The sequence below is a fragment of the Methylobacterium sp. TK26 genome (assembly GCF_055361565.1).
In genome coordinates this window covers 2,559,844-2,581,353 of sequence record NZ_CM143965.1, presented here as the reverse complement: position 1 = coordinate 2,581,353, position 21,510 = coordinate 2,559,844, and the positions used below count along the sequence as shown (strand labels likewise).

At 70.2% G+C, this 21,510-nt stretch carries 28 protein-coding genes; 9 read left to right on the top strand and 19 right to left on the bottom strand.

All coding sequences use genetic code 11. The features are described 5' to 3' along the window. Positions 1 to 7: 7 nt before the first annotated feature. The 5 genes from tam to ACXJ1Y_RS12420 form a co-directional block, all read right to left on the bottom strand. Positions 8 to 790 carry a trans-aconitate 2-methyltransferase gene (gene tam, locus ACXJ1Y_RS12440; RefSeq protein WP_463846573.1) on the bottom strand — a complete coding sequence of 261 codons (783 nt, stop codon included), beginning with the start codon at positions 788 to 790 and terminating at the stop codon, positions 8 to 10. Between the two features lie 20 nt (positions 791 to 810). Next, a complete protein-coding gene (locus ACXJ1Y_RS12435) occupies positions 811 to 1,515 on the bottom strand; it encodes a haloacid dehalogenase type II (RefSeq protein WP_463846572.1) in 705 nt (234 codons plus the stop codon). Beyond that, positions 1,512 to 2,561 carry a tryptophan--tRNA ligase gene (trpS, locus tag ACXJ1Y_RS12430; RefSeq protein ID WP_463846571.1) on the bottom strand — a complete coding sequence of 350 codons (1,050 nt, stop codon included), beginning with the start codon at positions 2,559 to 2,561 and terminating at the stop codon, positions 1,512 to 1,514. Before trpS ends, ACXJ1Y_RS12435 begins: the two co-directional genes overlap by 4 nt. 107 nt (positions 2,562 to 2,668) lie before the next feature. After that, a complete protein-coding gene (locus ACXJ1Y_RS12425) occupies positions 2,669 to 3,412 on the bottom strand; it encodes an endonuclease III domain-containing protein (RefSeq protein WP_463846570.1) in 744 nt (247 codons plus the stop codon). Positions 3,413 to 3,525: 113 nt separating this feature from the next. Further along, positions 3,526 to 4,254, bottom strand: coding sequence for a GyrI-like domain-containing protein (locus ACXJ1Y_RS12420; RefSeq protein WP_463846569.1), 729 nt, complete (start codon positions 4,252 to 4,254; stop codon positions 3,526 to 3,528). A 197-nt stretch (positions 4,255 to 4,451) separates the two neighbouring features. On the opposite strand from ACXJ1Y_RS12420, the gene dapF reads away from it, so the two are divergent. Continuing rightward, on the top strand, positions 4,452 to 5,342 hold the full coding sequence (gene dapF / locus ACXJ1Y_RS12415; protein WP_463846568.1) for a diaminopimelate epimerase: 891 nt from the start codon (positions 4,452 to 4,454) through the stop codon (positions 5,340 to 5,342). After that, positions 5,339 to 6,598 (top strand): tRNA (N(6)-L-threonylcarbamoyladenosine(37)-C(2))-methylthiotransferase MtaB, encoded by a 1,260-nt coding sequence (gene mtaB, locus ACXJ1Y_RS12410; RefSeq protein ID WP_463846567.1) that lies wholly within the window; start codon positions 5,339 to 5,341, stop codon positions 6,596 to 6,598. Before dapF ends, mtaB begins: the two co-directional genes overlap by 4 nt. 86 nt (positions 6,599 to 6,684) lie before the next feature. Here the strand turns inward: mtaB and ACXJ1Y_RS12405 are convergent, their stop codons facing one another. Next, positions 6,685 to 7,425 carry an RluA family pseudouridine synthase gene (locus ACXJ1Y_RS12405; protein ID WP_463846566.1) on the bottom strand — a complete coding sequence of 247 codons (741 nt, stop codon included), beginning with the start codon at positions 7,423 to 7,425 and terminating at the stop codon, positions 6,685 to 6,687. 44 nt (positions 7,426 to 7,469) lie between these two features. Here ACXJ1Y_RS12405 and ftsY point away from each other — a divergent pair, with 44 nt between their 5' ends. After that, positions 7,470 to 8,807, top strand: coding sequence for a signal recognition particle-docking protein FtsY (gene ftsY, locus ACXJ1Y_RS12400; protein ID WP_463846565.1), 1,338 nt, complete (start codon positions 7,470 to 7,472; stop codon positions 8,805 to 8,807). A gap of 4 nt (positions 8,808 to 8,811) precedes the next feature. Further along, entirely contained in the window at positions 8,812 to 9,420 is a 609-nt protein-coding gene (locus tag ACXJ1Y_RS12395) for a septation protein A (RefSeq protein ID WP_463846564.1), read from the top strand. 4 nt (positions 9,421 to 9,424) lie between these two features. On the opposite strand, the gene ACXJ1Y_RS12390 is transcribed toward ACXJ1Y_RS12395, so the two are convergent. From ACXJ1Y_RS12390 to ACXJ1Y_RS12370, 5 genes are all read right to left on the bottom strand, one after another. Beyond that, complete coding sequence (locus ACXJ1Y_RS12390; protein WP_463846563.1) at positions 9,425 to 10,030, bottom strand: DsbE family thiol:disulfide interchange protein; 606 nt, start codon at positions 10,028 to 10,030, stop codon at positions 9,425 to 9,427. Next, a complete protein-coding gene (gene ccmD, locus ACXJ1Y_RS12385) occupies positions 10,027 to 10,173 on the bottom strand; it encodes a heme exporter protein CcmD (protein WP_463846562.1) in 147 nt (48 codons plus the stop codon). Before ccmD ends, ACXJ1Y_RS12390 begins: the two co-directional genes overlap by 4 nt. A gap of 8 nt (positions 10,174 to 10,181) precedes the next feature. Next, positions 10,182 to 10,979 (bottom strand): heme ABC transporter permease, encoded by a 798-nt coding sequence (locus ACXJ1Y_RS12380; RefSeq protein WP_463850108.1) that lies wholly within the window; start codon positions 10,977 to 10,979, stop codon positions 10,182 to 10,184. A gap of 78 nt (positions 10,980 to 11,057) precedes the next feature. Beyond that, positions 11,058 to 11,780: a tRNA1(Val) (adenine(37)-N6)-methyltransferase gene (locus ACXJ1Y_RS12375; RefSeq protein ID WP_463846561.1), complete on the bottom strand. Its 723-nt coding sequence runs from the start codon at positions 11,778 to 11,780 to the stop codon at positions 11,058 to 11,060. After that, the gene (locus tag ACXJ1Y_RS12370; protein ID WP_463846560.1) at positions 11,777 to 12,001 is read right to left on the bottom strand and encodes a putative signal transducing protein; all 225 of its coding nucleotides are present in this window, start codon (positions 11,999 to 12,001) and stop codon (positions 11,777 to 11,779) included. The genes ACXJ1Y_RS12375 and ACXJ1Y_RS12370 overlap by 4 nt, the downstream gene beginning before the upstream one ends. A 189-nt stretch (positions 12,002 to 12,190) precedes the next feature. Between ACXJ1Y_RS12370 and ACXJ1Y_RS12365 the strand changes: the two genes are divergently transcribed. From ACXJ1Y_RS12365 to ACXJ1Y_RS12355, 3 genes are all read left to right on the top strand, one after another. Then, entirely contained in the window at positions 12,191 to 13,216 is a 1,026-nt protein-coding gene (locus ACXJ1Y_RS12365; protein ID WP_463850107.1) for a polyprenyl synthetase family protein, read from the top strand. A 98-nt stretch (positions 13,217 to 13,314) separates the two neighbouring features. Further along, positions 13,315 to 13,920 carry a YceI family protein gene (locus ACXJ1Y_RS12360; protein WP_463846559.1) on the top strand — a complete coding sequence of 202 codons (606 nt, stop codon included), beginning with the start codon at positions 13,315 to 13,317 and terminating at the stop codon, positions 13,918 to 13,920. A gap of 98 nt (positions 13,921 to 14,018) precedes the next feature. Continuing rightward, positions 14,019 to 14,363 carry a hypothetical protein gene (locus ACXJ1Y_RS12355; RefSeq protein WP_463846558.1) on the top strand — a complete coding sequence of 115 codons (345 nt, stop codon included), beginning with the start codon at positions 14,019 to 14,021 and terminating at the stop codon, positions 14,361 to 14,363. 3 nt (positions 14,364 to 14,366) lie between these two features. On the opposite strand, the gene ACXJ1Y_RS12350 is transcribed toward ACXJ1Y_RS12355, so the two are convergent. From ACXJ1Y_RS12350 to ACXJ1Y_RS12335, 4 genes are read right to left on the bottom strand one after another with little or no spacing between them, the layout of a single operon-like run. Then, positions 14,367 to 14,837 (bottom strand): arsenate-mycothiol transferase ArsC, encoded by a 471-nt coding sequence (locus ACXJ1Y_RS12350; protein WP_463846557.1) that lies wholly within the window; start codon positions 14,835 to 14,837, stop codon positions 14,367 to 14,369. A 35-nt stretch (positions 14,838 to 14,872) separates the two neighbouring features. Next, positions 14,873 to 15,367, bottom strand: coding sequence for a UPF0262 family protein (locus tag ACXJ1Y_RS12345; protein ID WP_463846556.1), 495 nt, complete (start codon positions 15,365 to 15,367; stop codon positions 14,873 to 14,875). Between the two features lie 10 nt (positions 15,368 to 15,377). After that, positions 15,378 to 16,673 carry a histidinol dehydrogenase gene (hisD, locus tag ACXJ1Y_RS12340; protein ID WP_463846555.1) on the bottom strand — a complete coding sequence of 432 codons (1,296 nt, stop codon included), beginning with the start codon at positions 16,671 to 16,673 and terminating at the stop codon, positions 15,378 to 15,380. Positions 16,674 to 16,691: 18 nt separating this feature from the next. Next, the gene (locus ACXJ1Y_RS12335; RefSeq protein WP_463846554.1) at positions 16,692 to 17,135 is read right to left on the bottom strand and encodes a DUF2948 family protein; all 444 of its coding nucleotides are present in this window, start codon (positions 17,133 to 17,135) and stop codon (positions 16,692 to 16,694) included. Positions 17,136 to 17,333: 198 nt separating this feature from the next. On the opposite strand from ACXJ1Y_RS12335, the gene ACXJ1Y_RS12330 reads away from it, so the two are divergent. After that, positions 17,334 to 17,630 carry a hypothetical protein gene (locus tag ACXJ1Y_RS12330; protein WP_463850106.1) on the top strand — a complete coding sequence of 99 codons (297 nt, stop codon included), beginning with the start codon at positions 17,334 to 17,336 and terminating at the stop codon, positions 17,628 to 17,630. Positions 17,631 to 17,672: 42 nt separating this feature from the next. Here the strand turns inward: ACXJ1Y_RS12330 and ACXJ1Y_RS12325 are convergent, their stop codons facing one another. The 4 genes from ACXJ1Y_RS12325 to ACXJ1Y_RS12310 form a co-directional block, all read right to left on the bottom strand. Next, positions 17,673 to 18,050, bottom strand: a complete 378-nt coding sequence (locus tag ACXJ1Y_RS12325) for a helix-turn-helix domain-containing protein (protein WP_463846553.1) — start codon at positions 18,048 to 18,050, stop codon at positions 17,673 to 17,675. Between the two features lie 14 nt (positions 18,051 to 18,064). Continuing rightward, the gene (locus ACXJ1Y_RS12320) at positions 18,065 to 18,367 is read right to left on the bottom strand and encodes a type II toxin-antitoxin system HigB family toxin (RefSeq protein ID WP_463846552.1); all 303 of its coding nucleotides are present in this window, start codon (positions 18,365 to 18,367) and stop codon (positions 18,065 to 18,067) included. Between the two features lie 50 nt (positions 18,368 to 18,417). Next, positions 18,418 to 19,707 carry a UDP-N-acetylglucosamine 1-carboxyvinyltransferase gene (gene murA / locus ACXJ1Y_RS12315; RefSeq protein WP_463846551.1) on the bottom strand — a complete coding sequence of 430 codons (1,290 nt, stop codon included), beginning with the start codon at positions 19,705 to 19,707 and terminating at the stop codon, positions 18,418 to 18,420. A 134-nt stretch (positions 19,708 to 19,841) separates the two neighbouring features. Next, positions 19,842 to 20,078 (bottom strand): hypothetical protein, encoded by a 237-nt coding sequence (locus ACXJ1Y_RS12310; protein ID WP_463846550.1) that lies wholly within the window; start codon positions 20,076 to 20,078, stop codon positions 19,842 to 19,844. A 52-nt stretch (positions 20,079 to 20,130) separates the two neighbouring features. Here ACXJ1Y_RS12310 and hemA point away from each other — a divergent pair, with 52 nt between their 5' ends. Next, entirely contained in the window at positions 20,131 to 21,426 is a 1,296-nt protein-coding gene (hemA, locus tag ACXJ1Y_RS12305; protein WP_463846549.1) for a 5-aminolevulinate synthase, read from the top strand. Positions 21,427 to 21,510: the final 84 nt, after the last annotated feature.

Below are 21,510 nucleotides of genomic sequence, written 5' to 3'. Positions count from 1 at the left end.
GCCAAACTCACGGCCCCTTGCGCGCCACGATGAAGACGCGCGGGAAGGCGAGCAGCCGGCGCCCGTCCGTTTGGGGCGGGTAGGCGGCGTCGATGGCCGCCTCGTAAGCCGCGAGGAAGCCGGCGCGCTGGTCCTCGTCGAGGGGATCGAGGAAGGGGCGCAGCCCCGTGGCGCTCACCCAGGAGACGATCGCCGCCGCATCGGCCATGCGGTGGTGATAGGCGGTGCGCCAGACATCGACCTCGGCGGCCAGCGGCGCGAGGACGTCGTAATAGCCGGCGGGCTCCAGCATCCGGCCGAGGCGGCCCGCCACGGCCGGATCCCCGATGGCCGAAGCCCAGGGGCCGGAGGCCGCGACCTCGCGCATGAGCCGGTGGGTCGGCTCCGCGAGGTTGTCGGGCATCTGCACGGCGAGCACCCCGCCCGGCGCCAGATGGCCGAACAGGCGCGCCAGCAAGGCCGGGTGATCCGGCAGCCATTGCAGCACGGCGTTGGCGTAAATCAGGTCCGGCGCCCGCTCCGGCTCCCAGGTCGCGGCGTCGGCGAGGCCGAAGCGCAGATGCGGCAGGCGCGCCCGCGCGCTGTCGAGCATGGCGGGGGAGGTGTCGAGCCCGACGATCTCGGCTTCCGGGTACCGGGCGGCGATGAGCGCCGTCGAGTTGCCGGGCCCGCAGCCGAGGTCGATGGCGAGCGCCGGCCTGTCGAGGGTCACGCGGGCCAGCAGGTCCGCCGCCGGTCGGGTCCGTTCGTCCTCGAAGCGGGTGTAGAGGGCGGGGTTCCAATCGGCCATGTGGGCTCCCCTCTCTCGCGTCAGCGGCAGCCGAGTTGGTCGGCGAGGTCCGCCAGATCGGAGGCCGCGTAGGTCACGGGTACGCTCGGCCCCGTTTCGCCGCCCGCCGGCCCGTTCTCCGAGGGCCGGGCGATGTGGGCGGTGGAGAGCCCATGGCTCGCCGCCGCCGCGAGGTCGCTCGAATGGGCGGCGACCATCATCGTCTCCTCCGGCGCGAAGCCGAAGGCGGCCACCGCGTCCCGGTAGAGGGCGGGCTTCGGCTTGTAGTCGCGGGAATAGCCCGCGCCGAGGATCGCGTCGAAGACGAGGCCGTTGCGGCGGGCGAGGTCGACCATCAGCCGCACCGGTCCGTTCGAGTTCGGCGCCAGCATGAAGTGCTCGCGCAGCCGTGCCAGGGCGGCGGGCACTTCCGGCCATGCATCGAGGCGGTGCCACGCCTGGACCAGTTCGGCCCGCACCGCGTCGGACACGTCCGCGATGCCGAACTGCGCCAGCACGTCGGGGAGCGATTCGGCGTGAAGCGTGTCGAGATCCACGAAGGGGCGGGCGCCCGAGCGCACGGTCTCCATCGAGGGCTGGTAGCGCCCCCGCCACGCATCGGCGAAGGCGCCGGCATCGAGGTCCGGAGCCTGCGCGGAGAGGAGGCGCCGCGCCTCCCGCGCGACGCCGGAGCGCCAATCGACCAGCGTCCCGAAGACGTCGAAGACCAGCGCCCGGATCGTCATCCCCGCGTCCTCCGCACGAACCCGACGATGTCCTTCACCGCATCCAGGGTCTCCTGGGCGATGGCCTCGGCCCGCTCGGCGCCGTCGGCCAGGACGGCGTCGATATGGCCGGGATCGGACGAGAGCCGGCGCATCTCGGCGGCGATGGGCGCGAGGCTCGACACGGCGAGGTCGGCCAGCGCCGGCTTGAACGCCGAGAACTGGGCGCCGCCATGCTCGCGCAGCACGTCCTCGCGGGTCGTGCCCGCGAGCGCGGCGTAGATGCCGACGAGGTTGTCCGCCTCCGGCCGTTCCTTGAGGCCCGCGACCTCGGAGGGCAGGGCCTCGGGATCGGTCTTCGCCCGGCGGATCTTCTGGGCGATGGCGTCCGAATCGTCCGTGAGGTTGATGCGCGAATTGTCCGAGGGGTCGGACTTCGACATCTTCTTCGTGCCGTCGCGCAGGGACATGACCCGCGCCGCCGGGCCGCCGATGATCGGCTCGGTGATCGGGAAGAAGCCTTCCCCATGGCCCTGCGCCGTGATGGAGGCGCCGAAATCGGTGTTGAACTTCTGCGCGATGTCGCGGGTCAGTTCGAGGTGCTGCTTCTGGTCCTCGCCGACGGGCACATGCGTCGCGCGATAGGCGAGGATGTCGGCGGCCATCAGCACGGGATAATCGTAGAGGCCGATGGAGGCGTTCTCCCGGTCCTTGCCGGCCTTCTCCTTGAACTGGGTCATGCGGTTCAGCCAGCCGAGGCGGGCGACGCAGTTGAACACCCAGGCGAGTTCGGCGTGCTGCGGTACCTGGCTCTGGTTGAACACGATGGAGCGCTTCGGATCGATCCCGGCGGCGAGGAAGGCGGCGGTGACTTCGCGGATCTGGCCGCGCAGGGCCTCCGGGTCCTGCCAGACGGTGATCGCGTGCATGTCCACGACGCAATAGAGGCATTGCGCCTCGCGCGCCTGCATCTCCACGAAGCGCCGGATGGCGCCGAGGTAGTTGCCGAGATGGAGGTTGCCGGTCGGCTGGACGCCGGAGAACACCAATTCCTTGAACGCGGCCATCGGCGCCGATCCTGTGAGTGAAGGGCCGGGTCTCACGGGGTCACGTCTCGCCAGCCGGGCGCCGGTTAGTGGAACCTCGCCGCCGAAGGGTCAAGCGGAGGCGATGCTCAGGGTTCGCGCATCTCCACGAGTGCGCTCGGGCAGAGATCCACCAGGGCGCAGCGCCCGCAGGCGGGGCGGCGATAGTGGCAGACCTGCTGACCGTGCATCATCAGGATCTCGTGGTTGTCGTAGAGGTCCTGCGCCGACCAGTCGGCGGGCAGTTGCGCCAGCAGCAGGACATGCGCGGGCCCGAGGCCGACGCGCGGCCCGATCAGCCCGAGGCGCTGGGCGACGCGGTGGTGGTGGCTGTCCACCGGCAGAGCCCGCATCCGCAGGGACGAGAAGGCGAGCACGGCGGCGCTGGTCTTCGGTCCGATGCCGGGGAATTGCTCCAGCCAGCCCCGCGCCTCCTCCGGGGGAAGGTCGGCCAGGAAGTCGAGGCTGAGCCGCCCGGCCCGGACGTCGATGGCCGAGAGGATCTCGCGGATGCGCGGCGCCTTCAACTCCGGCCACGTCACCCCGGCGATGGCCTCCTCGATTGCGGAGAGGTCGGCGCACATTACCTCCTCCCAGGTCGGGAAGCGGGCGCGCAGGCTCTTGAACGCCTTGCCGGAGGCGGCGTTGCGCGTGCGGTGGGAGAGCAGCGCCGAAATCAGTTCGGACAGCGGCTCCTTCTCGCTGAAATACGGGATCGGGCATTTGTACACGGCGCAGAGCCGCGCATGCACCACGAGCGCGAGGTCGCCCGCCCCGTCGATCTCGGCGGCGGGCACGACCTTGGGGGGCGAATGATCGTTCGCGGCGAGCATAACCGGCAAATCACCGGCAGCTTGGCCACGTTCCCGCCCGGAGTCGGCGGCGGCAAAATGTCCATCGGCGAGCGGCCGGGCCGCCCGCGCAAAGAGGAACCCGCTCACGGACGTCACTTCAGCAGGGCGTAGATGCTGACGTCGAGGGTGTCGTCCGCGCCGTCCTTCAGGTCGGTCACGTATTCCTCCACGAACTTGTCCTGCACCACGATGTCCTTGGCATCGAGATAGGCGGTCAGGGTCTCGTAGGTGGTGTCGATGCCCTCGTAGGAGCCCCGGTGGGCGAAGCGCAGGGCCTTGCCGGAGGGCGTCGTGCCGAAGCGCAGCCCGTCCTCGGAGACCGGCGGTGTGGCCGGCGCGGCGGCGACGGGGATCATCGCCTCGAAGTCGAAGCCGGCATCCTCCGTCTTGGTGAAGACGGCGATGGGGCGTCCGGCCGGCTTGATCCCGGCCTTGGCGAGGTCGGCCTCGATCTGCGCGAAGGCCTTTTGCAGGCTCGGCACGGCCTCTTCCCACTTGGCCTTGCCGGAGAGGATGGCGGCGGGCTTCGCGGGCAGCGTCACCTCATCGACGTCCCCCGCCTCGGCGGGCTTGGCGACGAGGGGCGGGCGCGACGGATCGGCGGGCTGCGCCGCTTGGCCCGCGGGGGGCGGGACGATGGCCTGTTCCGGCGCCGGGGCCGCACTCTTGTTCGGGTCGGCCGGCGGGTTCGGCGCGGTGGTCGTCGGCAGCGGGTTGGTCTGCGCGGGGGAGGGGGGCTGCTGCGCCGCAAGGGGCATGGCGGTAGCCAGCCCTGCGGCGAGGGCGCAGAGCGCGGGGACGAGACGACGGCAACGGGTCACGCGGGTGGCTCCCATCGGCGGCGGCGACTCGGGGTCTCGCGGCGGCCGGGTGTTAACGTAATTCGGTTCCGCCGGTGCCGCGAGGCCGTCCGCCACGGGTCCCGGCCTGTGCGGCGGATCTGCAACGCTGCGGCGCACTCGCGCTTGGGCGCCGGGTTTGCCATAAGCGCGCGAACCCCTCCGGCAGATCCTTTCGTATGAGCGCACTCGCCCATCGACGTTTCCTGAAGATGCACGGCGCCGGCAACGCCATCGTCGTGCTCGACCTGCGCGGCACGGTTTTGCGCGTCTCGGCGGCCGAAGCGCGGGCCATCGCCGCCGATCCGGGCTCGTCGTTCGATCAATTGATGGTGTTGCACGATCCCGTGAGCGGGGGGACCGACGCCTTCATGCGCATCTACAACACGGACGGGTCGGAGTCCGGCGCCTGCGGAAACGGCACCCGCTGCGTCGCCTACGCGATGCTGGACGACCCGGCCATGGCCCGCCCCGCCGAGGGGAGCCGCCTGCTGCTGGAGACCAGCGCCGGCCGCGTCGGCGTGCGGCGCAACTCCGAGCGGTCCTTCACCGTGGACATGGGCCGCCCGCACCTCGCCTGGGACGAGATCCCGCTGGCCGAGCCCTTCCCGGACACCCGCCGCATCGAGTTGCAGATCGGGCCGATCGACGACCCCGTGCTGCATTCGCCGGGGGTGGTGAACATGGGCAACCCCCATGCGGTGTTCTTCGTGGATGCGGACCCGGACGGGTACGACCTGGGCAGGATCGGGCCGCTCCTCGAGAATCATCCGGTCTTCCCCGAGCGGGCCAACATCTCGGTGGCCCAGGTGCTGGCGCGGGAAGCGATCAAGCTCCGGGTGTGGGAGCGCGGCGCGGGCCTGACGCTCGCCTGCGGCACGGCGGCCTGCGCGACCGTGGTGGCGGCCTCCCGCCTGCGGATGATCGGCCGGCAGGCCAATGTGAGCCTGCCCGGCGGCGACCTCTTCGTGGAGTGGCGGGCCGACGACCATGTGCTGATGACAGGCCCGGTCGCCCTCGTCGCGGAAGGTACCCTCGCGCCGGAGCTGTTCGCCGGGATCGATTGTTGAGCGTCGAGACCCTGTCCTTCGGCTGCCGGCTCAACACTGTCGAGACGGAGGCCATGCGCCGCCTCGCCGCTCGCGATGGGCGCCCGCGCCTCGTGGTGAACACCTGCGCAGTGACGCAGGAAGCCGGGCGGCAGGCGCGCAAGGCGATCCGCCGCGCCGCCCGCGCTAATCCCGAGGCCGAGATCGTCGTCACTGGCTGCGGCGCCGAGGTGGAGACCGAGGCCTACCGCGCCATGCCGGAAATCGGGCGGCTGATCGGCAATGCCGAGAAGCTGAACCCCGCCGCCTGGACCGGTGCGGCGCGGGGACCCGGCGCGGTGATGGAATCCTTCACCGCCGAGCGCGCGGACGTGCCGGAGATGGCGGGGCACACCCGCACCTTCGTGCCCGTGCAGAATGGCTGCGACCATCGCTGCACCTTCTGCGTCATCCCGTTCGGGCGGGGGCGCTCCCGCTCCGTGCCGGCGGGCGCGGTGGTGGAGCAGGTGGCCCGCACCGTCGAGGCCGGCGGGCGCGAGGTGGTGCTCACCGGGGTCGACCTCACCGCCTATGGCCGCGATCTCGATGAGGGCCTGTCCCTCGGCGGCCTGGTGCTGCGGATCCTCGCGGAGGTGCCGGACCTCGCGCGGCTGCGGCTGTCGTCCATCGATTCCGTGGAAGCCGACGACGCCCTGCTCGATGCCATCGCCGGGCAGCCTCGGCTGATGCCGCATCTGCATCTGTCGCTTCAGGCCGGCGACGACCTCATCCTCAAGCGCATGAAGCGCCGCCATTCCCGCGACGACGCGATTCGCTTTTGCGCGCAGGCCCGCGCCGCCCGGCCTAGCCTCGTCTTCGGGGCGGATCTCATCGCGGGCTTCCCCACCGAGACCGAGGCGCAGTTCGGCCAGACCCTCGCCCTGGTCGAGGAATGCGGCCTGACGCATCTGCACGTCTTCCCCTATTCGCCCCGCCCCGACACCCCGGCCGCGCGGATGCCCCCGGTGGCGCCGGAGGCGATCCGCGCGCGCGCGGCGCGTCTGCGGGAGGCGGGCGATGCCGCCCGCGCCCGGCATCTCGCCGGTCAGGTGGGGAAGTCGCTGACGGTGCTGGCCGAGCGCGGCGGTACCGGCAGGGCGGAGGATTTTTCCACTGTCTGGCTCGGTGACGGCACGGAGCCGGGGGCATTCATCTCGGCGCGTATCGTCGGCCATGACGGGACGCGGCTGATCGCGGACTGTACCTATTCGTTCGTCCAACACGGTCCCTCATCCTGAGGTGCCCGCGTCAGCGGGCCTCGAAGGAGGGCTCCAGCGATCGCACCGCTGTCTGGAGCCCTCCTTCGAGGCGGCTGCGCCGCACCTCAGGATGAGGGTGGGTGAGGGGAGGAATCGGCTTGCCGGTCAGACTCCCGAGACGAGGTTGTTGCGTGGAGGCCGAGTTCACGAAGCGCCGCCTCCATATGCACCGGAGCCGGTGCCTGAACGACGATGGGCTCACGCTTCGGGTAGAGCGGCAGCGACAGGGCGCGGGCGTGGAGGTGGAGGGCGCTGCCGCGCGGCGCGCCGCCGTAGATCGGGTCGCCAAGGATCGGCCAGCCCGATTCGGCGCAATGGACGCGCAATTGGTGCGTCCGCCCTGTCACCGGCTTGAGTTCGAGCCATGTCCGTCCCTCGGCCCGGCCGAGGACGCGCCAATGGGTCAGGGCCGCATCGCCCGCCGGATCGGCCTTCATCCACCACGAGCGCGGATCGGAGGAGCGGCGGGCGAGCGGCATGTCGATGCTGCCGGCCTCCCCGGCGGGGCCGCCGGAGACGATGGCCCAGTAGGTCTTCTCGGCCAAATTGCCGGAGAAGAGCTTGCCGAGGCGGGCCAGCGCCTTGGCGTGGCGGCCCAGCGCGAGGCAACCGGACGTGTCCCGGTCGAGGCGGTGCGCGGCTTCCGGCCGGCGGGGCAGGCCGAAGCGGAGCGCGTCGAGATGGTCGGTCAGCGTCTCGCCGCCACGGGGGCCGGGATGGACCGGAAGACCCGCAGGCTTGTCGATGACGAGCACCAGGGCATCGCGATACAGGAGGCGCGCGCCTATGTCGGTTGTATGAGGCATCGGATTCGGGACATGCGCCGGATTCGGGCGGAAGGCGAGGGTTTATGACGAGCGAGGACAAGCCCGGCTGGTTCGGGCGCCTGTTCGGGCGCAAGGGCAAGGACGAGGTCAAAGAGGAGGTGCCGGCCACCCCCGCCGAGGGCGAATTGGATTTCGCCACGGGCGCGGAGGATGTGGAGCACATCCCGCTGCCCGAGGACGAAGACGCCACCGAGGGCGCCGACCTGCTGCCCGTCGAGGGCGAGGACGAGAAGCCCCCCACCGGCACGGCCGGCGACCGGCCGGCGCACGGCGCGGACCCGGTCGATACCGGCACCATGAACCGCGAGCCGAACGTCTCCCCGGCGGTGGAGGTCTCGCCCGAGCCGGATGTCGCCCTCGACCCGGACATCCAGCCGACCGACACGGCTGCCGCCCTGGCGCACGATGCCGGCGCGGGCCCCGACCGCGAGCCGGAGGCCAAGGGCTGGTGGAGCCGCCTGACCACGGGCATGCGTCGCACCTCCACGGCCCTGTCGGACCGGGTGACGGGGCTGTTCACCAAGCGCAAGCTCGACGCCACCACCCTCGAAGACCTGGAGGACGCGCTGATCCAGGCCGATTTCGGCCTGGAGACCGCGGTGAAGATCTCCGAAGCCGTCGGCAAGGGGCGCTACGAGAAGGGCATCTCCCCCGACGAGGTGCGCGCCATCCTCGCCACCGAGGTCGAGCGGGCGCTGGAGCCGGTGGCCAAGCCCCTGGAGATCGACACGGCGAAGAAGCCGTTCGTGATCCTCACCGTCGGGGTCAACGGCGCGGGCAAGACCACGACGCTCGGCAAGCTTTCCTCCAATTACCGCGCCGAGGGCCGCTCGGTGATGCTCGCGGCCGGCGACACGTTCCGCGCGGCGGCCATCGAGCAATTGAACGTCTGGGGCGCCCGCACCGGCTCGCCGGTCATCAGCGGTGCCCAGGGGGCGGACGCGGCGGGGCTCGCCTTCGATGCGCTGAAGCAGGCGCAGGCGGCGGGCACCGACATCCTCATGATCGACACGGCGGGCCGCCTGCAGAACAAGACCGGCCTGATGGCCGAGTTGGAGAAGATCGTCCGCGTCCTGCGCAAGCAGGACCCTGAGGCGCCGCACGCGACGCTGCTGATCCTCGACGCGACGGTCGGCCAGAACGCCCTCTCGCAGGTGGAGTTGTTCTCCCAGGCCGCGCCGATTACCGGCTTGGTGATGACCAAGCTCGACGGCACGGCGCGGGGCGGCATCCTCGTGGCGCTGGCGGCGAAATTCGGCCTGCCGGTGCACTTCATCGGCGTCGGCGAGGGCGTCGAGGATCTGGAGCCCTTCGCGGCCCGCGATTTCGCCAGGGCCGTCGCCGGCCTGGAACGGGACTGAGACCATGCAGATCGAAGCCATTCCACCGCGCCGGCACCTGCCGCCGCTCGCCAAGCTCGGGCTCGAAATGGGTCCGCTGGTGCTGTTCTTCCTGGCCAACGCCTTCGGCGAGCGGTTGGGGCTCGACGGCGATCAGGTGACTTACGTCGCCATCGCGCTGTTCGTGGGCGCGACGATCCTCTCGCTCGGCATCCATTTCGCGCTGTTGCGCCGGGTGCCGATCATGCCCCTCGTGTCGGGGGCGGTGGTGCTGGTCTTCGGCGGCCTCGCCCTGGCGCTGAGGGACAAGACGTTCTTCGTCATCAAGCCGACCATCGTGAACAGCCTGTTCGGGCTGATCCTGCTCGGCGGGCTGCTGTTCAAGAAGCCGCTGCTCTCGGTGGTGCTCGACAGCGTGTTCTCGCTGACGGAGGAGGGCTGGCGGCGCCTCACCTTCCGCTGGGGCCTGTTCTTCCTGGCGCTGGCGGTGCTGAACGAGATCGTCTGGCGCACGCAGGATTACGAGTTCTGGGTGAAGTTCAAGGTGTTCGGCATCATGCCGATCACCGTGCTCTTCGCCCTCGCCCAGACGCCGCTGCTGATGCGCTACGAGCAGAAGCAGCCGGAGGCGTGAGGCGTCAGCGCGCCTCCGCCACCTTCCCGGCGGCGCGGATGCGCGCGAGGACGCTCGAAAAATTCTCCGGGGTGAGGATGCCGACGATCTTGTCGCGGATCACCCCGTCCGGCCCGATGATGAAGGTCTCCGGCACGCCGTAGACCCCGAAATCGATGGCCGCTCGCCCCTCGGCATCCGCGCCGACGGCGGAGAAGGGCACGCCGTGCCGGGCCAGGAATTTCTGACCGGCCGCCGGGTTCGGCTCCTTGTAGTCGATGCCGACGAAGCGGATGCCGGGCTCGCGGGCGAGCCGCATCAGCATCGGATGCTCGACCTGACAGGGCGCGCACCACGACGCGAAGACGTTGAGGACCGTCACGCCGCCCTTGAGGTCGGCGCTCGACAGGCCGGGGACGGGTGCGCCGTCCTTGGCGAGGCCAGGCACGGCCGGCAGGTCGAAGCTCGGCGCGGGCTTGCCGATCATCGCCGAGGGCAGGGCGGACGGGTCGGCGCCGGAGCGCAGGCGCAGGAACATCACGCCCGCCAGCACGGCGAACACCAGAACCGGCAGGATCAGAAGCAGCGAGCGCCGGGCGGGCGGCGCCGCGATGTCGTGGGTCTCGCTCACCGGCGGTCCTCCCCGAAGCGTTTCAGGGCGCGGCGCTGGGCGGCGCGGTCGCGCAGGGCGTTGCCCACGAGGCCGAACATGATCAGCGCCGTGAAGGCGTAGGCGGCGACGATGAAGCCGCCATGCGATCCGAGATCGAACACGATCGAGCCTACAGGGCTTGAGGAAGCGGCGCGGCGGCGGGGGCGGGCACGATCCGGCGGGCGCCCGAATCGAGCCGTTCCGCCTCGCGGATCGTCAGGGTCCGCACCCGGCGGCGCATGATCTCGGTGCGCATCGTGTAGAGGTGCAGGGTCGAGCCGCCGAGCGTCCCCGCGAAGATCATCAGCAGCAGCGGATAGAGCATCGAGGGGTCGATGGTGGAGCCGCCCATCCGCAGAATCGAGGCCGGCTGGTGCAGGGTGGACCACCAGTTCACCGAGAACTTGATGATCGGCAGGTTCACCGCGCCGACCAGCGTGAGGATCGCCACGGCGCGCGCCGCCCGGTTCGGGTCCTCGATGGTGCGCCACAGGGCGATGAGGCCGCAATAGATCAGGAACAGCACCAGCATCGAGGTGAGCCGCGCATCCCAAACCCAGTAGGTGCCCCACATCGGCTTGCCCCAGAGGGAGCCCGTGACGAGGCAGACGAGGGTGAAGGCCGCGCCGATGGGCGCGGCGGCCCGCTGGGCCACGTCCGCCAGGGGATGGCGCCACACCAGGGTGCCGATCGCCGACAGGCTCATGGCCCCGTAGAAGAACACCCCGAGCCACGCCGCCGGGACGTGGATGTACATGATCCTGACCGTCTCGCCCTGCTGGTAATCGGCGGGGACGACGAAGAAGGTCTGGTAGAGCCCCACGGCGAGGGCCGCGAGGGACAGGGCCGTCAGCCACGGCACGGCCTTCCCCGACCAGCGCATGAAATGGCCGGGGTTGGACATCCGGGTCCAGAGGGAGGGCGTCATCGTCACGGTCTCGGACATGGCTCTGCTCCTACCTCAGGGTGCGGTGCAGCAACAATGCGCGCTTCGGCGCGGGCTCTCTCAACGGTGGAGCGCGTCGGCCTCGGGGGTGAAGCGCCCGTCCGGCCCGTGCAGGACGAGGGGCGGCACGAGGGAGAAGGGCGCCCGGCTGCCCTTCACGGCAGAGACGAGGATGCGGATCGCCGGCTCCTCCGGCTTCGCGTGGACGGGCCGCACCGCGATCCCGCCGAAGCGACCGGCCAGCGCGGCGAGGCAGCGGGGCAGGGCGTCGGCCCGGTGGATCATCCCGAGTCGCCCGCCCGGCCGCAGGATGCTCGCGCAGGTGCGGATCCAGCCGTCGAGCCCCTCGGCCGGGAAGCCGTGGGCGCTGGCCTTGGCCGCGTCGGGGGAGGGGCGGTAGCGGCCGTCCTCGAAGAAGGGCGGGTTCGTCAGTACGCAATCGAAGCAGTCGGGCGTGAGGCCGGCCTCCTCCCGCGCGCGGCCGGGGGCGAGGACATCCGCCTCGATCACCTCGGCCGCCACGCCGTTCAGCGCGGCGTTGGCGCGGGCGAGGTCCGCGAGGGCGGGGTCGCGCTCGACCAGCGTCACGCAGACGCCCGGCCGCAGGATCGCGCTGGCAAGGCCGACGATGCCCGGCCCCGACCCGAGGTCGCACAGCCTCTCCCCCGGCGCGGCGGCGAGAAGCCGCGCCAGGAGCACGCCGTCCGTGCCGGCCCGGTGGGCGCCGCGCGGCGGCTGGCGCAGGCGCAGCCGCCCCCCGAGAAAGGCGTCGGCTTCGCTCACGGCACCCGCAATTCGTCCGCGAGCCCGGCATCCTTGAGGATACGGCGGGCTTGGGCGGCGTGATCGTCCGGCACGAGCAGGCGCCGCCCGAACATGCCGATGGAGCCTTCCATGGCGCTCATGTGCTCGTCCGCCACGAGGACTGGGATGCCCGCATCCTCCAGCAGCGAACGCGCGAAGCCGATGAGCACGATGTCGTTCGCCCGGATCAGTTCGACCAAACCCGTCTCTCCTCCGTCTGCCGGGATTCCGGTATGGGGTTGGCGCATTCGCCGCGTGGAGTGCGGAAGCCGCCTGTCCCATATCCGCCCATGTTGCGACGCCGCAGGCACCATGCGATTGAGCGGCGCCGATGTTTTCCGTGCGGACGTCTCCCGCGCGGCCCGGTTTGGGAGTCACGGATCTTGGGTATCGCCGGCACGATCGAGAACCCGCAGAAGCCCGACGATGCCGGGCTGAACGACCTCGTCGCGCTGGTGGCCGACGGGATGAAGCGGGTCAACTCCACGATCCTCTCCCGGACGGGCTCCGACGTCGCGATGATTCCGGAGGTGGCGAACCACCTCATCGCCTCGGGCGGCAAGCGCCTGCGGCCGATCCTCACCCTCGCCTGTGCGCAACTCTGCGGCTACGCGGACCAAGCCGGCAAGGACGGGGACGTGAAACTCGCCGCCAGCGTCGAGTTCATGCACACCGCGACGCTTCTCCACGACGACGTGGTGGACGAGAGCGACATGCGCCGGGGCCGCGTCGCCGCGCGCATCAAGTGGGGCAACGAGGCGAGCGTGCTCGTCGGCGACTTTCTGCTGGGGCAAGCCTTCCGCATGATGGTCGAGGTCGGCTCGCTCCGGGCGCTCGACATCCTGTCCGCCGCCGCCACGGTGATCGCCGAGGGCGAGGTGATGCAGTTGGCCGCCGCCAAGAACCTGGAGACCAGCGAGGAAGCCTACCTCGCGGTGATCCGGGGCAAGACCGCCGAACTCTTCGCCGCCGCCTGCGAGGTCGGGCCGGTGATCGCCGGGCGCAGCGAGGCCGAGCAGGAGGCCGCCCGCGCCTACGGCATGAATCTCGGCATTGCCTTCCAGCTCATCGACGACGCGCTCGATTACGGCGGCACCTCCACCGAACTCGGCAAGAACGTCGGCGACGATTTCCGCGAGGGCAAGATCACCCTGCCGATCGTCCTCGCCTACCGGCGCGGCAGCGAGGAAGATCGCGCCTTCTGGCGGCGGACCCTGACGCGCGGCGAGATCCGCGAGGACGACCTCGCCACCGCCCTGGCGACCCTGCGCCGCCACGGCACCCTGGAAGAGACGGTCGCCCGCGCCCGCCATTACGGCGAGAAGGCCAAGGCGTCGCTCTCGATCTTCCCGGAGGGGCCTGTGCGGTCCGCCCTCCTCGATGCGGTGGAATTCTGCGTGGCGCGGGCGCACTGACGCCCGTGTGCGCTTCGGCACAGGAACGGCAAGCGTCGCCTTAACCGATGGGATTAAGGGGTTTAGGCCGTCTCGCATCACCCACACGGAGATGCCCTGTGAAGACGTTCGCCACCCTCACCCTCCTGCTCGCCGGGATCGCCAGCGCGCAGGCTCAGACCCCGCCGACCCGTGACCCCGCCCAGATCCCGGCCGGCACCTACGCCGTCGATCCGAACCACACCCAGGTCGGCTGGCGCGTCTCGCATATGGGCTTCTCGAACTATGCCGGCGGCTTCTCCGAGGCGTCCGGCACGCTGGAACTTCAGCCGAAGAATCCCTCGGCCTCCAAGCTGACGATCAAGATCCCCGTCGCCTCGGTGACGACCACCAGCGCCAAGCTCACCGACGAGCTGAAGGGCGACCAGTGGCTCGACGGCACCAAGTTCCCGGAAATGACCTTCGTCTCCACCAAGATCGCGCCGGCCGGCAAGGACCACGCGAAAGTGACCGGCGACCTCACCCTGCACGGCGTGACCAAGCCCGTGACCCTCGACGTCACCCTCGTCGGTGCGGGCGTGAACCCCCTCGACAAGAAGATGACCGTCGGCTTCGAGGCGACCGGCGTGGTCAAGCGCTCCGAGTTCGGGGTGAAGACCTACCTGCCGCTGATCGGCGACGACCTCCACCTCACCATCGCCGGGGCGTTCGAAAAGCAGGACTGATCCGGCGGGAGTTATCGACAACCGGGGCGGCCGCGTTAAGGGATCCTTTATCCTCTCGGTGAAGGCTAACAGGTGCTTTCTGCCGAACGGATCGTCCCGTGGCCGCCCTTCGCTTCTCCCTCCCGGTCCTCTCCGCCGCCGCCATCATGGTTGCGCTGACCGCCGCCCCGGCGCTGGCCGGGGACGCGGCCTCCGCCCACACCTCGTGGAGAAGCTGCCTCGGGCGCGCCTATGTCGAGGGCGCGGCGTTCACCGGCCGGGACCTCGCGGCGGATGCCGCGCTCCGGTCCTGCCGGGGCGAGGAGACCGCCTACCTCGCCGCCCTCTCGGATTCGCCGCTGCTCGACGCGGACGACATCGCCCAGGCGCGGCCGGACCTCGTGGCGCGGGCGCGCGCCGCCCTGCTCGAGACCGTCAGCGGCCCCCGCGCGGTCCTGCGCTGACCCTCACGATTTCAGCCTATGCTTGATCTTCGCCGTCAGGCCGTCGCGCACGTCGCGATAGGCTTCGAGGCGCTGCTCCCGCGACGCATCCTGCACGAGCGTCGGGTCCGGAGTCGGCCAGTACTCCACGTCGGCGGCCAGCATGTGCGTCAGCGCGATGGCCTTGTGGTGGGCCTCCGGCGCGAGGGTGATGATCAGGTCGAAGTTCAGCCCCTCCCAATCCTCCAGTTCCTCGACGGTGCGGGGGCGGTGGCGGCTCGCGTCGATGCCGATCTCGTCCAGGGCGGCGACCATGAACGGGTCGATGGGCTCGCCCTGCCGGACGCCCGCCGACTGCACGTAGATCGACTTGCCGAAATAATGGCGCGCGATGGCCTCGGCGGCGGGGGAGCGCACCGCGTTGTAATTGCACATGAACAGCACGGATTGCACCCGCTGCTTGCGCGGGGCCGGATCGGGTGGCGGCTCGGCCATGACGGCTCAGACCGGACGCGGGTCCGCCACTGATTTCAGCCCTTCCAGTGGAGGGCGAAGATCAGCGTGAACAGGCGTCGCGCCGTGTCGTGATCGAGATCGACCTTTCCGTCGAGCCGCTGCTTCAGCGTCTCGGAGGCTTCGTTGTGCAAGCCGCGCCGCCCCATGTCGATGGCCTCGATCTGGCTCGGCGAGGCGGTGCGGATGGCGTCGTAGTAGCTCTCGCAGACCATCTCGTAATCGCGGATGACCCGGCGGAACGGGTTCAGCGAGAGCAGATGCGTCATCACCGGCTCGCCGTCGGCCGTGGTGATGGCGAAGGAGAGCTTGTTCTCCACGAGGCCGAGGAGAAGCCTGAACGGACCCTCCCGGCCGGGAATCGAGAAGCTGTTGCCCTCCAGGATGTCGTAGAGCGCGATGGCGCGCTCATGCTCCTGATCGGGGTTGCCACGGGCGATGGACGCTTCGTCCAGCGTCACCGCGACGAGGCGGTTCGGCCCCTTGTCCGCCCCCCGCTCCTTGTCCGACATCCCCGCAGCCTCACAAGTTCAGCCGGATCGCCACGGAACGGGCGTGCCCGTCCAGCCCCTCCGACCGGCCAAGCGTTATCGCCGCCGGCCCGAGCGCCCGCAAGCTCTCCGGCGTGCAGGCGAGAACGGTGGTGCGCTTCATGAAATCGAGCACGCCGAGCCCGGAGGAGAACCGCGCCGAGCGGGCGGTCGGCAGGACGTGGTTCGGCCCGCCGACGTAATCGCCTATCGCCTCCGGCGTGTGCGAGCCGAGGAAGATCGCGCCCGCGTTGCGGACCTTGAGGGACAGGGCCTCGGCGTCCTTCGTCTCGATCTCGAGATGCTCGGGGGCAATCCTATCGACCAGCGGGACCGCTTCGTCGAAGTCCCGGACGCGGATGATGGCGCCGTAATCGCGCCAGCTCGCCTGCGCGATCTCGGCGCGGGGGAGGGTGGCCAAGGCCCGCTCGACCGCGCTTTCCACGGCGTCCGCGAGGTCGCTGCTGTCGGTGATCAGCACGGCCTGCGCGGCGACGTCGTGCTCGGCCTGGGCCAGCAGGTCGGCGGCGATCCAGTCCGGGTTCGCCTCGCCATCCGCCAGAATCAGCACTTCCGACGGGCCGGCGATCATGTCGATGCCGACCTGCCCGAACACCCGGCGCTTGGCAGCCGCCACCCAGGCATTGCCGGGGCCGACGATCTTGGCGACCGGCGCGATGGTCGCGGTGCCGTAGGCCAGCGCCGCCACGGCCTGCGCGCCGCCGACCCGGTAGATCTCGTCCACCCCGGCGAGATGCGCGGCGGCGAGCACCAGCGGGTTCAGCACACCATCGGGTGTGGGCACCACCATGACGATGCGCGGCACGCCCGCCACCCGAGCCGGGATGGCGTTCATCAGCACGGAGGACGGGTAGCTCGCCGTCCCGCCCGGCACATAGAGCCCGACCGATTCGAGGGCCGTCCAGCGCCAGCCGGACGTGACGCCGAGCGCGTCCGTCGCCTTGTGGTCGGCGGGCGTCTGCGCCTTGTGGAAGGTCTCGATGCGCTCGGCCGCGAGGCGCAGGGCGTCCAGGGCTTCTTGCGGACAGGCGGCGACGGCGGCCTGGACCTCATCCGGTCCGATGCGCAGGCGCTCGGCCGAGAAGTCGGCACCGAGCCGGTCGAAGCGGCGCGTGTACGCCACGAGGGCGTCGTCGCCCTTCTCCACCACGTCGGCGATGATCTTGCGGACGGCATCGTCCACATCCTCGGAGATCTCACGCTTCAAGGTGAGCAGGTGCGCGAAGTCCTTCGCGAAATCCGGCTCCCGGCTGTCGATGCGGACCATGGTCGTCCCCCCTCCGTGTCAGGCCGCCGGCCCGTTCGTATCGTCGTGGCCCGGGCGCCCGCCGGCTTCCCAGACCGGCCCGAGATCGCGCATCCGCGCCTCGATGCACTCCACCTCCAGGCGGATCGTGCCGTTGCCGGAGAACAGGATCTCGACCTGCCCCGAGGGTGCGTCGCCCGGCGTGAAGGTGATCGCCAGCAGGCTGAGCGGCATCGCCTCCGGCCCCTGGTCCAGCCCACGCATGCGCACCGCCAGCACCCGCTCGAAATGAAGGCCGCTCAGCCGACGCTGCGGCGGCGCCTTCGGACCCGCCGACCAGTCGAACCGGCGCAGCACTAGGGCGAAGCGCTTCTCGCCCTTCAGATAGGTCAGATCCTCCGGCCGCAGGATCGCGTCCTGCAGATGAGCCGAGATCACGGTGAGGTCTTCGGCGTCCAGGGCGGCGAGCTTCAGAAGCTCCATCGAGAGGTTCCGGTCGGGTGAGGGTGCCCAAGACGGGGCGGCATGGCGTCAGTAGCGGCGCCGGCTTGTCCGGGCAACGCCGCTATGGTCGGATCGCACCGCCTCATGCACCGTTCATGATGGCACGCCTAAGTTGTGGGCGACCGTGGCCGCCGGAAAGCGGCCGAACGATTGAGCAGGACGATGACGGTGAAGCGCATCACGCTGGCGGTGTTGGCCGCCCTCGCGCTCGCTCCGGCGCTGGGTACGCCGGCGAGCGCGCAGTATTACCGCGACGAGGACGATTACCGCCCGCGCCGGCCCCCGCCGCCGGATTACTATGACGACCGCCCGCGCCGCTTCCAGCGCGACGATTACGATTACGGCCCGCGCCGCTTCGGCCGGATCTGCGTGACGGCCCGCGGCAATTGCCCGACCCGTCCGGGCCCGTTCAACGCCCCCTGCGGCTGCGAGATCCCCGGTTTCGGCCTCAAGCGCGGCGCCATCGGCGGCTGACGCGACAGCGGTGGCGGGCGGCTCGGGCCGCCCGTCGCCGTTTCAGGCTGCGTCCCGATCCAGGCGATAGGGTGCCGCCAGCGCATCGATCGGCAGATGCCACGCCTCGCTGATGAGGCGGATCTGCGCCAGGGTGAGGTGCCGCTTCCGGTTCAGGATCTCCGACGCCCGCGCCCGCGATCCCAGAAGTTCCGCCAGCTCGGCCTGCGAGCGACCCATGTCCTCGATGGCGAAGTGCAGCATGTCGACCGGGTCGGCCGCGGGGATGGGGTGGTGCTCGCTCTCGTAGGCTTCCACCAGGGTCGCGAGGATGTCGATCTTATCGCCGTTGGGTGTCCCGCGAGGCGCGCCCCAGAGCCGGTCGATTTCCTGCAGCGCCGCCTTGTGGTCCTCAGCGGTTCGGATGGGTTTGATCTCCATGAGATGAGCCACCCCTAGAATTGCGAGACGGTTAAAGCATCGATCGCGTCGTACTCGGCATGCGTCCCTAGAAACTTGACGAAGACAATCTGCTTCTCGAAGTCGAAGGCCGCGATAAGACGGAATTGCCCACCGGCAATCTCGAACCTCACGCGATCCCCGTTGAGGACTTTCGCCTTCGGGAAGGCCGCCTGAACCTCCGGCATCGAGGCCGGCTCCAGGATTTTGAACGCCCGGTGCCAGCGGTCGATGGCGGGCCTCGCTTTCGGATGTCGCTCAGTGAATCCACGGAGCGAACTGAAGGCGATGACCCGCATAACGCATTTGATAGCGTGTTTCCAATCTGGGAACAAGCGATCCGTGCGACTTACCCCCGCACGCGTTCGATCTGCGCGCCGCAGCGGTTGAGCTTGGCTTCGAGGGCCTCGAAGCCCCGGTCGAGGTGGTACACGCGGTTGATCTGCGTCTCCCCCTCGGCAGCGAGGCCTGCGATCACGAGGGAGACCGACGCGCGCAGGTCGGTCGCCATGACCGGCGCCCCGCGCAGGCGGTCGACGCCCTCCACGATTGCCATGTCGCCGTCGAGACGGATCTTCGCGCCGAGACGGGCCAGCTCCTGCACGTGCATGAAGCGGTTCTCGAAGATCGTTTCGCGGATATGCGACTGGCCCTTGGCCAGGGTCATCAGCGCCATGAACTGCGCCTGCAGGTCGGTCGGGAAGCCGGGGAACGGATCGGTGGTAACGTCCACCGCCGCGATCCCGCCGCCGTTGCGGCGGACGCGGATGCCGCCATCGACCGGCGTGATCTCGGTGCCCGTCGTTGCCAGCACGTCGAGGGCCGAGTGGAGCAGGTCCGCGCGGGTGTCCTTGAGAATGACGTCGCCGCCGGTCATCGCCACGGCCATGGCGTAGGTGCCGGTCTCGATCCGGTCGGGCAACACCTCGTGGCGGGCGCCGCCGAGGCGGGCCACGCCCTCGATCTCGATGCGCGGCGTGCCCGCGCCCTTGATCCGCGCGCCCATCTTGTTGAGGCACTCGGCGAGGTCGACCACCTCCGGCTCGCGGGCGGCGTTCTCGATCACGCTCGTGCCGTAGGCCAGCGCGGCGGCCATGAGGGCGACATGCGTGCCGCCGACCGTGACCTTCGGGAAGGACACCTGCCCCCCGCGCAGACCCTTCTTCGTCTTCGCGATGACGTAGCCGCCGTCGATCTCGGTCTCGGCGCCGAGCTGCTGCAGCGCCATGATGAGCAGGTCGACCGGCCGGGTGCCGATGGCGCAGCCGCCGGGCAGCGAGACCTTCGCCTCGCCGAACCGGGCGAGCAGCGGCGCGATCACCCAGAAGCTCGCCCGCATGGTCGAGACGAGGTCGTAGGGCGCCGTCGTGTCGATGATGTTCGAGGCGGTGAGGCGGATCGTCTGGCCGGTCTCCGAGGTCTGGCCCGGCCGCTTGCCGACGACCATCTGGTCGACGCCGTGATTGCCGAGGATGCGGAGCAGGGCGGTGATGTCCGCCAGGCGCGGGACGTTGATCAGCTCCAGCGTCTCGCCGGTCATCAGGCTGGCGATCATCAGCGGAAGCGCCGCGTTCTTGGCGCCCGAAATCGGGATCGTGCCGTTGAGCGGCGCGCCGCCGGTAATGTGGATGCGATCCATCGGGTCCGTCCTGGTGCCCCCGCAGCGGCGGCGGGAGCTTGAAAACTGTATCGGGCGGGGAACGCCCAGGCTTAAGTGAAGCCTGCTATAGACCGGATTTGTCGGAATCGGGACCGCGCGCCGCGAAAGACGGCTCAGCTTCGCTCGCGCGACGCATCGTCCCGCTCGGTGGTGGGCTTTTCCGGCGCCGCCCGGCCGCGCTCCTGGGCCTTGCGCCGACGCAAATTCGCTCTGAGCGCCGCCTTCAAACGCTCTTCCCGCGCCGCCGGTTTGTCCTCGTGCATTGATCTGGATCCAGGGAGGGTTGCAGGGCGCAATGGGCCGACCTTCGACTTGTAGCGGTTCCAGATCGGCGTGAAGTCGGTATACAACGCGCACCCTCACGACAGCCAACCGGCGGCGACCCCCTCAGAAGGACGCGCAATGCCTGCACACCGGAACCCCGGCAAGACGCTCTCCCCCGTGGCGGAGGTGCGGGCGGGTGCCGGCTACGACTCGTATTTCCGCAAGGCCCTGGACGGCTTGCATAGCGAGCGCCGCTACCGCGTCTTCGCGGACATCGAACGTATCTCCGGCCGCTTCCCGGTGGCGAAGTGGCGCCGCCCCGACGGCTCCGTCGCCGAGATCACCGTGTGGTGCTCGAACGATTACCTCGGCATGGGCCAGCACCCGGACGTGGTCGGCGCCATGACCGAGACGGTCGCGCGCTGCGGCGTCGGGGCGGGCGGCACCCGCAACATCGCGGGCAACAACTCGCCGCTGGTCGATCTCGAGCGCGAACTCGCGGACCTGCACGGCAAGGAGGCGGGCCTCGTCTTCACGTCGGGCTACGTGTCGAACCAGGCCGGCATCTCGACCATCGCCAAGCTGATCCCGAATTGCCTGATCCTGTCGGACGCCTTCAACCACAACTCGATGATCGAGGGCGTGCGCCATTCCGGCTGCGAGAAGAAGATCTTTCGCCATAACGATCTCGGCCATCTCGAGGACTTGCTGCGCGAGGCCGGCGACCGGCCGAAGCTGATCGCGTTCGAATCGGTCTACTCGATGGACGGCGACGTGGCGCCGATCGGCCGGATCTGCGACCTCGCGGAACGCTACGGCGCCATGACCTATCTCGACGAGGTCCACGCGGTGGGCCTCTATGGCGAGCGCGGCGCCGGCATCGCCGAGCGCGATGGCGTGATGCACCGGGTGGACGTGATCGAGGGCACGCTCGCCAAGGGCTTCGGCTGCGTCGGCGGCTACATCACCGGCTCGGCGGCGATCTGCGACGCCGTGCGCAGCTTCGCCCCGGGCTTCATCTTCACCACTGCCCTGCCGCCGGCCGTGGCGGCGGCGGCGACGGCCTCCGTGCGCTACCTGAAGCGGTCGAGCGCGGAGCGCGCCGCGCATCAGCGTCAGGCCGCCGCGACCAAGGCGGCCCTGGACGCGGCCGGCTTGCCGCTGCTGGAGACCGAGACCCATATCGTCCCGGTGATGGTGGGCGATGCCGAGCTGTGCAAGGCCGCGGCCGACCATCTGCTCGAACGGCACCGGATCTACATCCAGCCGATCAACTACCCCACCGTCCCACGCGGGACGGAGCGCCTGCGCATCACCCCGTCGCCGTTCCACGACGCCGCCCAGATCGCTCGCCTCACCGAGGCGCTGAAGGAGACCTGGGCGACGCTCGGCCTGCCGCGCGCGGGCACGGTGTTCGTCGAAGCGGCTGAGTAGCCTGCCCGGCAAGGTGGGTCCTACCCTCCACCTCATCCTGAGGTGCCCGCGTCAGCGGGCCTCGAAGGAGCGCTCCAGAAGCCT

Excerpts from the sequence above, each read along its gene's own strand:
- ACXJ1Y_RS12335 (WP_463846554.1), bottom strand. The coding sequence starts at position 17,135 with ATGGAGCTTCTGAAGCTCGCCGCCCTGGACGCCGAAGACCTCACCGTG.
- ACXJ1Y_RS12380 (WP_463850108.1), bottom strand. The coding sequence starts at position 10,979 with ATGACGCCCTCCCTCTGGACCCGGATGTCCAACCCCGGCCATTTCATG.
- ACXJ1Y_RS12350 (WP_463846557.1), bottom strand. The coding sequence starts at position 14,837 with ATGGCCGAGCCGCCACCCGATCCGGCCCCGCGCAAGCAGCGGGTGCAA.
- ACXJ1Y_RS12425 (WP_463846570.1), bottom strand. The coding sequence starts at position 3,412 with ATGCTCGCCGCGAACGATCATTCGCCCCCCAAGGTCGTGCCCGCCGCC.
- ACXJ1Y_RS12435 (WP_463846572.1), bottom strand. The coding sequence starts at position 1,515 with ATGACGATCCGGGCGCTGGTCTTCGACGTCTTCGGGACGCTGGTCGAT.
- ACXJ1Y_RS12405 (WP_463846566.1), bottom strand. The coding sequence starts at position 7,425 with ATGCCTCATACAACCGACATAGGCGCGCGCCTCCTGTATCGCGATGCC.
- ACXJ1Y_RS12320 (WP_463846552.1), bottom strand. The coding sequence starts at position 18,367 with ATGCGGGTCATCGCCTTCAGTTCGCTCCGTGGATTCACTGAGCGACAT.
- ACXJ1Y_RS12325 (WP_463846553.1), bottom strand. The coding sequence starts at position 18,050 with ATGGAGATCAAACCCATCCGAACCGCTGAGGACCACAAGGCGGCGCTG.
- murA (WP_463846551.1), bottom strand. The coding sequence starts at position 19,707 with ATGGATCGCATCCACATTACCGGCGGCGCGCCGCTCAACGGCACGATC.
- hisD (WP_463846555.1), bottom strand. The coding sequence starts at position 16,673 with ATGGTCCGCATCGACAGCCGGGAGCCGGATTTCGCGAAGGACTTCGCG.
- dapF (WP_463846568.1), top strand. The coding sequence starts at position 4,452 with ATGAGCGCACTCGCCCATCGACGTTTCCTGAAGATGCACGGCGCCGGC.
- hemA (WP_463846549.1), top strand. The coding sequence starts at position 20,131 with ATGCCTGCACACCGGAACCCCGGCAAGACGCTCTCCCCCGTGGCGGAG.
- ACXJ1Y_RS12345 (WP_463846556.1), bottom strand. The coding sequence starts at position 15,367 with ATGTCGGACAAGGAGCGGGGGGCGGACAAGGGGCCGAACCGCCTCGTC.
- trpS (WP_463846571.1), bottom strand. The coding sequence starts at position 2,561 with ATGGCCGCGTTCAAGGAATTGGTGTTCTCCGGCGTCCAGCCGACCGGC.
- ACXJ1Y_RS12395 (WP_463846564.1), top strand. The coding sequence starts at position 8,812 with ATGCAGATCGAAGCCATTCCACCGCGCCGGCACCTGCCGCCGCTCGCC.
- ftsY (WP_463846565.1), top strand. The coding sequence starts at position 7,470 with ATGACGAGCGAGGACAAGCCCGGCTGGTTCGGGCGCCTGTTCGGGCGC.
- tam (WP_463846573.1), bottom strand. The coding sequence starts at position 790 with ATGGCCGATTGGAACCCCGCCCTCTACACCCGCTTCGAGGACGAACGG.